This is a genomic window from Streptomyces sp. NPDC093252, assembly GCF_040683675.1.
Taxonomy (GTDB): Bacteria; Actinomycetota; Actinomycetes; order Streptomycetales; family Streptomycetaceae; genus Streptomyces.
The window spans coordinates 379,231-390,873 of the sequence record NZ_JBFBEM010000009.1; the positions used below are offsets into that span (position 1 = coordinate 379,231).

8 protein-coding genes are annotated in these 11,643 nt (G+C 73.1%); 2 read left to right on the forward strand and 6 right to left on the reverse strand.

Translation table 11 applies throughout. The annotated features are described in order from the left end of the window. Positions 1–3: 3 nt before the first annotated feature. From AB0O01_RS21390 to AB0O01_RS21410, 5 genes are all read right to left on the reverse strand, one after another. Positions 4–924 (reverse strand): helix-turn-helix domain-containing protein, encoded by a 921-nt coding sequence (locus AB0O01_RS21390; RefSeq protein WP_365315438.1) that lies wholly within the window; start codon positions 922–924, stop codon positions 4–6. 182 nt (positions 925–1,106) lie between these two features. After that, positions 1,107–2,522 (reverse strand): aldehyde dehydrogenase family protein, encoded by a 1,416-nt coding sequence (locus AB0O01_RS21395; RefSeq protein WP_365315440.1) that lies wholly within the window; start codon positions 2,520–2,522, stop codon positions 1,107–1,109. 8 nt (positions 2,523–2,530) lie between these two features. Next, positions 2,531–3,604, reverse strand: coding sequence for an NAD(P)-dependent alcohol dehydrogenase (locus tag AB0O01_RS21400; protein ID WP_365315442.1), 1,074 nt, complete (start codon positions 3,602–3,604; stop codon positions 2,531–2,533). Positions 3,605–3,965: 361 nt separating this feature from the next. Next, positions 3,966–5,084: a MerR family transcriptional regulator gene (locus tag AB0O01_RS21405; RefSeq protein WP_365315444.1), complete on the reverse strand. Its 1,119-nt coding sequence runs from the start codon at positions 5,082–5,084 to the stop codon at positions 3,966–3,968. 158 nt (positions 5,085–5,242) lie between these two features. Then, positions 5,243–5,455, reverse strand: a complete 213-nt coding sequence (locus AB0O01_RS21410; RefSeq protein WP_365315446.1) for a hypothetical protein — start codon at positions 5,453–5,455, stop codon at positions 5,243–5,245. Positions 5,456–6,372: 917 nt separating this feature from the next. Here AB0O01_RS21410 and AB0O01_RS21415 point away from each other — a divergent pair. Then, the gene (locus tag AB0O01_RS21415; protein WP_365315448.1) at positions 6,373–10,191 is read left to right on the forward strand and encodes a CHAT domain-containing protein; all 3,819 of its coding nucleotides are present in this window, start codon (positions 6,373–6,375) and stop codon (positions 10,189–10,191) included. Further along, the gene (locus AB0O01_RS21420) at positions 10,188–10,556 is read left to right on the forward strand and encodes a hypothetical protein (RefSeq protein WP_365315450.1); all 369 of its coding nucleotides are present in this window, start codon (positions 10,188–10,190) and stop codon (positions 10,554–10,556) included. The genes AB0O01_RS21415 and AB0O01_RS21420 overlap by 4 nt, the downstream gene beginning before the upstream one ends. 589 nt (positions 10,557–11,145) lie before the next feature. Here the strand turns inward: AB0O01_RS21420 and AB0O01_RS21425 are convergent. After that, the coding region (locus AB0O01_RS21425; protein ID WP_365315452.1) for an alpha/beta fold hydrolase at positions 11,146–11,643 on the reverse strand (498 nt) is incomplete at its 5' end.

An 11,643-nucleotide genomic window follows, 5' to 3' on the forward strand; every position in this document is an offset into this window, starting at 1 on the left:
CCCTCAGGGGCGCTGTGCCTCCCGCCGGATCTCGGCCGCGCTCTGCCCGTACGCGGCGCGCAGGGCGCGGCTGAGGTGGGTGGCGTCCAGGACGCCCCATCCGGCGGCGATCACCGGGACCCCGCGGTCCGCGAGGGCGGGGTCCGCCAGATCCCGGCGGATCCGCTCCAGCCTGCGGCTCCTGACCCAGGCGGCGAAGGAGATGCCGCGCCGCTGGAGCAGCTTGTGCAGATAGCGCACCGAGATGTGGTGGGCGCGGGCCACGGACTCCGGTGTCAGCCCCGGGTCGGAGAGCCGGCCCAGGCAGTGGGTGAGGATCCGGTCGGCGAGATCCTCCGCCGGGCGGGCGGCGGGCCGCTGTTCGGCGAGGGCGGAGAGGACCACGGAGACCAGGGCGTCGGCGAGATGCGGGCCGCCGCCGCCCGCGCAGGCGTCGAGGTCGCTCGCGGTGTCCCGCAGCAGCGCGGCGGCCAGTCGCCGTCCGCCGCCGTCGGTGGGCACGGCGGAGGCGGTGCGCGAGGGCAGGGGATCGGTGTGCGGGCCGAGCAGCGAGCGCGGGATGGCGAGCACGACGAGGTCGAACGGATCCCAGAAGCGCAGCTCGTAGGGGCGTACGGTCTCGTAGACGACGAGGTCGCCGGGGGCGGTCAGACACTGGCGGCCGTCCTGCTCGACCCCGGCCCGCCCGGTCCCGTACAGCGCCACCTTGACCAGTTCGGGGTCGCCGGAGCCGATCAGGGACGGTGGCCGCCGGACGGTGCACGGTCCGCCGGTGATCCGGGTGACGAGCACTTTGCCCGGCCGGGCGCTGCGCAGGGTGCCGCGGGCCCCGGGCGGGGCCGGGAGCCGGCGGTCGGGGCGGATGCGGAGCGGGGCGAATGCTTCGGAGGCGAGCCGCTCGAAACGTTCGTCGTCGTCGTCCATGGCCGCCTCCTCCGTCGCCTTCACGGGCGGGTGGTCGCCGCCTACCGGGACGTACACCGGGACGTATATCGGGATGTATACCGGGATGCATGCCGACCGAACGTTCGGTGAGAGATATGGTCCCCAGTAATCCAGCGAGGGCGGCGGCCTGTCAAGACCCCCCCCCCGGGGGGCCGGATCCCCTATGACTTCGCGAGGCGTGTGAGGACCTGGAGGTCGGTGTAGCCGTGCAGGCCCCAGGTGCCGTTCTCGACGCCGAGACCGCTCTGCTTGTGGCCGCCGAAGGGGAGGTCGGGGCGGACGCCGAGGCCGTGGACGTTGACGGCGACCTGCCCGGCGTCCAGTCGCGTGGCGACCTCGGCGGCGCGGTCCAGGTCGGGGGACCAGACGGAGGCGGTGAGGCCGTGGTCGCCGGAGTTGGCCCGTTCGACGGCGTCGTCGAGGTCGCGGTAGGCGATGACGGGCAGGGCGGGGCCGAACTGCTCCTCGTCGACGATACGGGTGCCGTCGGAGAGGCCGGAGAGGATGGTGGGGGCGTAGAAGTAGCCGGGCCGGTCGAGCGGGGCCCCGCCGGCGGCGGCGGTGGCGCCGTGGTGGAGGGCGTCGGCGACCAGCTCGGACACCCGGTCGAACTGGGCGCGGTTGTTGAGGGGGCCGAGCAGGGCACCCTCGGCGGTGCCGGTGTCGACGCGGACCGTGCGGGCGCGCTCGGCGAGGGCCTCGACCAGGTCGTCGTAGAGGCTCTCGGGGGCGTAGACGCGCTTGACGGCCAGGCAGAGCTGGCCGTTGTTGGTGAAGGCGCCCCAGAAGAGGAGGTCGGCGATCTCCTGGGGGTCGGCGTCGTCGAGGACGACGGCGGGGTCGTTGCCGCCGAGTTCGAGGGTGAGGCGCTTGATGTCGTCGGCGGCGGACCTGGCGACCTGTCTGCCGGTGGCCGTGGAGCCGGTGAAGCTGATCTTGCGGGGGACGGGGTGGGCGGTCATGAGGGCGCCGAGCGGGTCACGGCCGCTGACGACGTTCAGGACACCGGGCGGCAGCACCTGCTGGAACAGCTCGCCCAGGGCGAGGGTGGCGAGCGGGGTGTGGGGGGAGGGCTTGAGCACCATCGTGTTCCCGGCCCGCAGCGCCGGGGCGATCTTCCACATCGCGAGGATGAGGGGGTAGTTCCAGGGGGTGATGGCGGCGACCACGCCCAGCGGGCGGTGGAGTACCTCGGCGTAGCCCCGCTCGTCGTCCTGGACGATCTCGCGGGGCAGGTCGAGATCGGCGTAGTAGCGCAGCCAGGCGACGGAGTTGCCGACCTCCTCGCGGGCGTCCTTGAGCGGCTTGCCCTGCTCGGCGGTGAGGAGCGGGGCGAGGGTGTCGACGGCGCCCTCCAGCGCGTCGGCCGCCTTGCGCAGGCAGTCGCGCCGGGCGTCGTCGTCGCGCCGCCAGGTGCGGAACGCCTCGGCGGCGGCGGTCATCGCCCGGTCGAGCTGGTCGGGGGTGCAGTCGGGGGCCTGGGCGAAGGGTTCGCCGGTGGCGGGGTCGATGACGTCGAAGGCGGCGGTGGTGGGGAGCGCCGAGCCGCCGACGGTCATCTGGGGTATGCGGTGCATCGTTCCTCCTAGGGGATCAGGACGGGCTTGACGGTGGAGCCGTCGGTGGTGGCGCGTTCGGCGGCGGCGATGTCGGTGAGCGGGTAGGTGCGGATCAGCCGGTCGAAGGGGAAGCGGTCCTGCTGCCAGAGCGCGATCAGGCGGGGGATGAACCGCCGGGGAATCGCGTCGCCTTCGAGGATGAACCGGACGCTGCGCCCGACCAGCGCCTCCGGGCGCAGTACGAGATCGCCGCCGCCCGCGGCGACCAGACCGCAGCTTCCGCCGGTGTGCAGCGCCGCGACCGCCGTGGCCATGACCGAGGTGACGCCGGTGGTGTCGAGGCAGTGGTGGACCCGGCCGAGCGCGGCGGCCAGCTCGGGATCGGCGCCGTCCAGTACGCGGGTGGCGCCCAGTTCGGCGGCCAGGACGCGGCGGCCGGGGTGCAGATCGACGGCGACGATGTCGGAGGCCCCGGCGACCCTGGCGGCCATGACCGCCGCGAGCCCGACGGCTCCCGTCCCGAACACGGCGAACGACTCGCCCGCCCGGACCGGAAGGGAGGTGAGGACCGCTCCGGCGCCGGTCTGGAGACCGCAGCCGAGGGGGCCGAGGAGTTCGAGGGGCAGCTCGGGGTCCACCACGACGACGTTGTGCTCGGTGGCCAGCGCGTGGGTGGCGAAGGACGACTGCCCGAACCAGCGGGCCCCGACCGGCGCGCCCCGCGCGTCCAGGGCACCGGTCGTACCGTCCGTACGGGCGCCGGACAGATTGCGGACCATGAACTCGTCGCAGTAGGAGGGGGTGCCCTCCGCGCAGGGGCCGCAGTCGCCGCCGCAGGAGTCGAAACTCATCACCACGTGATCGCCGGGCCGGATCCGGGTCACCCCGGGCCCCACCGCCTCGACCACCCCGGCCCCCTCGTGCCCCAGCACCAGCGGGCGGGGCAGCGCCGGGTGCCTGCGCTGCCCGATGTCGGTATGACACATACCGGCCCCGACGACCCGGACTAGCAACTCGCCGGGCCCGGGGTCCTCCAGGTCGATGTCCTCGACGCTGAAGGGTCCGGTGGGCTCTCGCAGGACCGCTGCCTGGACGCGCATCGCTGACTGCCTTCGGGGGTGGAGGGGGGGGAAGGGGTGGAGGGGGGAAGGGGTGGAGGGGGGAAGGGGGGAGTGGAGGAGGGTGGAGGGGAACAGGGGTGGTGGAGGGGAGGGGTGGTGGAGGACGGGGGCGGTGCAGCAGTTTGCCCGGGGGTGCGGGTGGGGGCGCGGGGCGGGGCGCAAGTCGGCCCGTACGGGTAGAGGTTCGGCCCTTTGCGGCAGTGGGGGCACAGGGGCGGTTTCCGCCGTCGCGGGGGTCGGGGCGGCGGGCTCCACCATCCCGGCGGTCAGGGCAGCGCGTTCGGGGTGAGGGCGGCTCCACCCGGGCAACCGGCTTCCCCGCGCACCCCTGGATGTCGCCTCAGGCCACGAGCAGGCGCAGGCCCAGTTCCGCCGCGTCCAGGGCGACCAGTTCGCGGTTGCGTTCCGCCCAGCGGCCGGTGGCGAGGTCGTCGCGCAGTCCGTCGACCGCCCGTGCCTCGGCCCGCGGCCCCACCCTGGTCCACACCGACACCGCGCGGCGCACCCGCTCGTCCAGATACGCCTCGGGGCGCCGCCAGTGGGCCTCGAAGAAGCCGTCGGCGCAGTCCCAGGGGATGAGCACCGGCTCGATCCGGGCGCCGATCGCGGCGGCCAGCCGGTCCACCGGGGGCCGTCCGGCGACCAGGCCGGCCACCTCGGGCAGATAGTCGCGGCTGAGCCAGAACCGGTTCCGCCAGGCGGTGTCGGCGCCGTCATGCGTGAACACCACGACCCGCCGGGCCACCCGCCGCATCTCGCGCAGCCCGGCGATCGGGTCCCGCCAGTGGTGGACGGTGCTGAAGGCCATCGCGGCGTCGAAGGCCCCGTCCCGGAACGGCAGGTGTTCCGCGGTGGCCGCCACGCAGGGCGCCGCGCCCCCGGGACGCCGGGCGCGCATCACGGCCGACGGTTCGACCGCGGTCACCTCACGGTCCGGGGGTTCGTAGGAGCCGGTGCCCGCGCCCACGTTCAGCACCGTACGGGCGTCGCCGAGCGCCGCCCAGACCTGTGCGGCGATCCGGGGTTCGGTGCGCCGGGTGGCGGGATAGGCGGCGCCGATGGCCTCGTACAACTGCGGGCCCACCATGCGCAGTTGTTCCTCCGGGGGTGGGTTGATCCCCATGGCACGTGCCTCCAGTTCCCGGTCGATGGCCGCGGCCATGGCGGTGGCGCGGTCGCGCCGGTCCAGCAGCAGGGCGCGCAGTCGGCGCAGATGGGCGACGGTGTCGGTGGCGGGGTCGTCGACGAGGCGGGCGATGTCCCGGAGCCCGAAGCCGAGCCGCCGGTAGGCGAGCACCTCCCGCAGCCGCTCCACGTCACCCGCGGAGTAGGCCCGGTATCCGGCGGGGGTCCGCGCGGACGGCCGGACGAGGCCGATCCGGTCGTAGTGGTGCAGGGTGCGGACGCTGACACCCGCGAGCGAGGCGACGCGTCCCACGGTCAGTTGCTCGTCGTCCATGCGACCGACGATGGGGGCTGACGTGGGGGGAGGGTCAAGGGGCGGGGGAGGGTCAAGGGGGGAGGGTCAAGGGATGGGGGGCGGGGGTGCTGTCGGTGGCGACGCCCGGCGGCGATCGGCTCACGCCGCCACCGCACCTACTCCTCCTCCACAGCCCCCTACTCCTCCTCCACACCCCGGCGCACCAGCTCCTCCTCGACGGCCCGGAGCTTGCGCCGCCACTCCCGCCCGCTCTTGGGGCTGCGCCCCATGCCCCGCGCCACGGCCTGCTCGGCCCGCCCGGCGGCGAATTCCCGGCGCTCGCGCAACTGCGCCACGGTGAGACCGGGCAGATCGGCGTACCAGTTGTCGTAGAGCTTCCAACGAGGCATGTGCCTCAGGGTGCCGCCGACCGGCGCTCGGGCGCGCGGGAATTTCGCGGGGCGCCGGGGATGGGTGCGCGAGCATCGGGGCGACCGGGGAGGGAGGGCCGTTGGCCCGCGCCGCGCCCAGGCTGAGCGAGGCGAGCGGGTCCTGTGCGAACCAGCCCGGCTCGGGGGCAGGTCCGCGCGCCTGAACCGGCTTCGGATCCTCCTGATCGACCTGCACGACGTAGGGAGGTCCCCAGGGCTCGGGATCGATCGCGTAGTGGCCCCGCGAAACGGTGGAAGAGGCCCGGCGTGTCTCCTCGTCCCGATCGCGCTCGTCGCCCGAGACCTCGGGGACGGCGGCGACCTCGGCCAGCTCCGGCGTGATCGCGGTGCCGCACCTGGAACAGCGGAAGACGGTCATCCCCTCGTTGTAGTGCTCAGGACTGCCCCTTCGCATCCTCGTTTCGCTGCCCGGAGCCGGGGCGCACGACGACGCACCGGGATCAGGGCATGCCGGGCGGACGGTGATGTGCCGGACCGCGAGGTCGCGCAGGGCGGCGCGCCTCTGCTCGGCGGCGGCGAGGCCGACCCCGATCTCCGGCCGGCTCCTGGATCTCATCGCCGACGGACCACCGGCAACCCGACCCCCGGCAACACGGCCCGTGGGATCCGTGGGGCGCCGGGTGGGCCGCAGGTGTGGTCACATCTCCTTGGGAGCTTCCCTACCGTGATGCGGGCTTGGCTGCGTCGCCTTCGCCTGTCGATCTGGCGAACTCGGCCCGCCGCTACGGGGGGATGAGCGGCGGGCCAGGCAGCGAGGAGTGTCCCGTACGCGCGGCGGAAGCGCAGGCGGATCGCATCGGATCACAGCGGATCGCATCGGATGGCTGAGCTGTGATACGGGCCCAGGATGGCGGTCCGCGTCGATAGGATGACGCATGGTCACAGGGCTGTTGGTGGAGGCCGACGGGTTCGAGCTGGTCGTCGACGGTCGGAGGGTCGGCCCCCGACGTGTGTTGGGGACCACGGACGTCGAGTTCCTCACCGCTGTCGCCGGCCGGTATGTGGACGCTGTGCGCCACGGTTCCGGAGATCAGGCGCTGCTCGCGGTGGGCAGTGAGCTGTACCGGTGGCTGGACGGTGACCTCGGCCAGTTGACGGGTGTGCTGGATGAGGCAGCGGCGCCGGTGGTGTTCGAGGTGCGGGCGGCGGCGAGGCCGTCGGGGGCGGCATGGGCACTGCTGCGGGCCCCGTTCGAACTGCTCGCCGCCCCGGAGGGTGGGTTCCTCGCCGCAGGTTCGGAGCTGTTCGCGGTGGTACGCCGGCTTGGTCGGCCGAGGTCTGGCCCGGAGATGGACGGGTTCCGGCTCGGGGTGGCGTTCATGGCCTCTGCCCCACGGGGCGGGCACGAGCTGGATTTCGAGGCCGAGGAGACGGCTGTCCTGAACGCGGTCGGGGGCACGAGTCTGGACCTGGTGGTCGAGGATTCGGGTGATCCGGTCCAGCTCGGGCTGCGTCTTGCGGAGCTGGGTGGGATGCCGGTGGTTCATCTGTCGTGCCACGGGCTGCACAACTGGCGTCCGGGACCGGACGGGCCCGCCACCCCGGTCCTGCTGATGGAGGACGATCTCGGGGACCCGTGCCCGGTGAGTGCGGATGTGCTGGTGGGGCAGTTGAGTCCCCGGCCGCGGCTGGTGTTCGTGTCGGCGTGTCTGACCGCGACGGGCTCGGATGTGGCCGGGCATGTTCCTGGCGGTGCCGGTCAGCGCGGTGGTGCGGGCGGTGTGCCGGGGGTGCCGGTGGCGCACTCGATGGCGACCGGGCTGGTGGCCGCCGGGATTCCCGCGGTCATCGGCTGGGACGGCTCGGTCAGCGACCGGGCCGCCACCCTCTTCGCCGAGCACCTGTACCAGCAGCTCAGCAGATGTGCCGACGTGGCGGAGGCCGTCGCCCGCGCCCGCCGGCACCTCCTGACCTGCACCGACGAGCGGCTGCGCGCCGACTGGCATCTGGCGCGGCTGTGGCTGGGCCCGGCCGGGGGTGGTCCGCTGGTCGCGGGGAATCTCAAGCGCCGGCTGGTGCCCGCGCATCATGCGACGAAGACGTTCCTGGACCGCAAGCACCGGCTGCCGGTGGCGGCGGCGGAGATGTTCGTCGGGCGCCGCCCGGAACTCCAGCAGACGCTGCGGGCGTTGCGTGGCGGTGAGAGGGCGGGGGTGCTGCTGCACGGGCAGGGCCGGCTGGGCAAGTCGAGTCTGGCCGCCCGGATCGCCGACCGCCACCCCAACCGGGCCGTCGCGGTCGTGTTCGGCGACTACACCCCCACAGCGGTTCTGGACGCGATAGCCGACGCGGTCGCCGCCAACCCCGAGGCCCGTACGCTCATCGACGGGCGGCGTGCCGAGGTCCGCGACCGGCCCGAGTGCCTGGGGCCGCTCCTGACCGACCTGCTGGCCGGACCCTGCGCCCAGGAAGCCGACAGCCTGCGCAAACCCCTCCTGGTGATCGTCGACGACCTCGAACGGATCCTCACCCCCAGCTCCGAGGGCCCGCACCGGCTCGACCCCCCGCATGCCGCGGTGTTGGCCGACGTGATCTCCGCGTTCGACCCGTCCAGGACCGAGAGCCGCCTGCTGGTCACCAGCCGCTTCACCTTCACCCTCGGCGGGCTGGAGTCCCGACTGGAACCCGTGCAGTTGCAGCCGCTGTCACCGGCGGCACGGCGCAAGCTCCAGCGCCGCCAGCAGGAACTGGCCCCCGCCGAGCACCGGACAGAGCGCGCCGGCCTGGCCCAGCGGGCCCTGGACGTCAGCAGCGGCAACCCCGGCCTCCAGGACCTCATCGGACTGCGTCTCGTCTACAGCGGCCAGGTCGACCGGGCCCGCGCCGAAGCCGCCCTCACCGCCATGGAAACCTACCTCCACCAGGGCGACCTCCCCGCCGACAACGCCGACATCGGCGCGTTCCTGGAGAACCTCGCCCTGGACACCCTCCTCGACCAGGCCGGTGCCGCCCACCGCGCCCTCCTGCGCGCCTGCACCCTCTTCACCGTCCCCGTCCCCCAGCCCGTCATCGACATCCTCACCGCCGCAGTCGGCGGATCGGCATCCCGGCTGCGCGGCCTCGGACTCCTCGACACCTTCCCCGACCAGCACACAACCACCGTCCCGGCCCTCGCCGTCAACGCCCTCGCCGCCGGACGCCTCACCCCCCTCACCCCCGACGAGGAAACCGCCCTCGCCACCCTCACCGCACACCCCCTCCACGACCAGTGGGGCGGCGCCAACCCCCACCCCGCCCGCACCGGCGACCTCGACCTGCAACTCACCCGCCTCGCCCTGACCGCCGACACCCCCGCCATCGTGGCCGACTGCGCGGCCGAGGCGGTGACCGCCCTGCGGCAGGGCCCGGCCGCCACCGCCGCCGACCTCGGCCGCCGCGCGGTCGACCTCCTCGACCGCCACCACCACCAAGTACCCCTCACCCTGCTCCGGACCGTCGCCGACGCGGCCGTCACCAGCGGCGACGGAAACCACGCCGACACCCTCCTCCACCGCGCCGTCCAGCAAACCCGGGGCGGCGACGGGCAGGCCGACCCGACCGGCCACGCCGCCGTCCTGTACGACCACGCCAACCGCCTGATCACCCGGGGCGAGACCGACCAGGCCGAGACCCTCCTCCACCAGGCCCGCCAGCTCTTCACCGACGCCGACGACACCCACTCCGCCACGGTCACCTGGGGGCTGATCGCCGACATCCTCGAGCAGCGGGGCGAGGTGGACGAAGCCCTGCGCATTCGCCACGAGGTCCAGCTACCGGAGTACGAGCGCATCGGCGACACCCGCTCGGTTGCGATCACCTGGGGGCAGATCTCCGACATCCTCCAGAAGCGGGGTGAGACGGACGAAGCCCTACGCATCCGCCGCGAAGTCGAACTCCCGGAGTACGAGCGGATCGGCGACACCCGCTCCGCCACCATCACCTGGGGGCAGATCGCCGACATCCTCCAGCAGCGGGGCGAGGTGGACGAAGCCCTACGCATCCGCCGCGAAGTCGAACTCCCGGTGTTCGAGCGCATCGGCGACACCCGCGAGGCTGCGGTCACCTGGGGGAAGATCGCAGACATCCTCCAGAAGCGGGGCGAGGTGGACGAAGCCCTACGCATCCGCCGCGAGGTCCAGCTACCGGTGTTCGAGCGCATCGGCGACACCCGCTCCGCTGCGGTCACCTGGGGGAAGATCGCAGACATCCTCCAGAAGCGGGGCGAGGTGGACGAAGCCCTACGCATCCGCCACGAGGTCCAGCTACCGGTGTTCGAGCGCATCGGCGACACCCGCGAGGCTGCGGTCACCTGGGGGAAGATCGCAGACATCCTCCAGCAGCAGGGCGAGACCGATGAGGCGCTTGAGCTGCAGCTCAAGCGCCTGGAAGTCAATAAGCGACTCGGGGACGTGGATGGCGTCGCGGCGGCCAACTGGGATCTTGCGCGCATCGATCTGGGGCGCGAGGACCGCGACGCGGCGGTGCCGCGTATGACCACCTCGTTCCAGCTCCTTGTACAACTTCAACGGCTGGACGGCATTGCGGTCGTCGGAACCACCCTCAGCCAACTCCTGCTGGCCGCAGGAGAAAGAGAGCAGGCCCGGGAGGTGTTCCGGGCGAGCCGGGCTGCCGCCGTCAAGATCGGATTCACGGAGGCCGTCGACCAGCTCGACGAACTGCTCACGGCCGCTGAGGACGGAGAAGAGGACCAATGATCATCGAGTTCGTAGGAGCAGACGCCGAAGCCGCCGAAAAGAGCGTCGCCGCTCTGATCTCGGGCTGGGGCTACCAGCCCGAACCGGTTTCGGCAGCGGAACCACTGGTGCCCGGCCCGGACACCAAGGGCATCGATCCCGTCGCACTCACCTCCCTGATCGTGTCCATTCCGTCGGCCATGCTCGCGGTCGCGGACATCACCGACCGCATCCGCAAGCGGCGCCGCGCCGGTGAACTCATCGAACACGCCCAGCAGGCGCAGGCGCAGGCACGGCTCGTGATCGGAGACCGCTCCATCGATCTCGCCACTCTCACCCCCGACCAGCTCCTGGACCTCATCGCCGACGAACCACCGGCAACCTGACCCAGGGAGCGTGGCGGCGCGACGGAGTGACGGGCGCACCGGTTGGAGAGGGGCCCGGGATCGCGGCTGGCCATGGGAAAGCGCGGTGGCCGCCCGCCGTTCCGCAGCGCGCCGGCGGCCGGGGCGCTCCCCCGCTCGCTCGGTGACCGGCGCGCCTGCCACTGGACCCGGGTCCATCGGCTCGCCCCTGTCGCCGCGGCGCACCGTACGGAGGTATCCGCTGCTTCGCTTTCGTCTTCAGGCAGCCGCCATTGGCGGGCGCACGGGGTGGAGAGGTCGTGGTGCCCGAGCCCGGAGACGCGGCGCTGTGAGCCCGGCCGGAGTCCGGGTCGTAGGACATGGCTGTATGTGCATGTGCCCGGCGGCTTTGGGACGGAGTTCGCCTCCCGCTTGGCTGACCTCGCGTCGGCGGGATGGCGCCTCCCCCGCCTCGCTCGGGCAACCGGAGCGCCCCGCGATGCCGTCCTTCACGCCTACCCGCCAGTTGGCCGGGGGCGGGGCAGGTGCGGCGCTGGTGGTGGCAGCACTGCGCCCCGCCGGGGGGGCGGGGCGGTGTGTGGTGCGGGGAGGGGGTGTCGGGGGGGGTGGGTTATCGGGTGGCGTGGTCGGCGTGCTTGATGAGGTTGACGGTGCTGTCGGGCTGGCTGATGAAGGGGACGTGGGAGGCGCCGCGGGCCTCGACGACCTTCTCGAACCCGGCGCGTTCGTACTCCCAGCGCTGGAGGGCGGGGGGGATGGCCTTGTCGTTGGTGGCGACGAGGCCGTAGGAGGGGATGGTGTGCCAGGCGGCGGTGCGGGTGGGCTCCTCGAAGCCGGCGGCGGTGAAGGGGCGCTGGGCGGCGGCCATGAGGGCGGCCTGCCGGCGGGGGACGTCGGCGGCGAAGGCGGCGCGGAACTTGTCGGGCTTGAGGTAGAGGTCGGTTCCGGTGGTGCCGTCGGGGGCGGTGTAGGGGGCGGGGCTGATGGCGTCGTTGATGAGGCTGCCGGGGAATTTGGCGAGGAGTTCGCCCTGGAGTTCGCCGGTGTCGGGGACGAAGGCGGCGATGTAGACGAGGGCCTTGACGTTGGGGTTGCCGGTGGCGGCGTT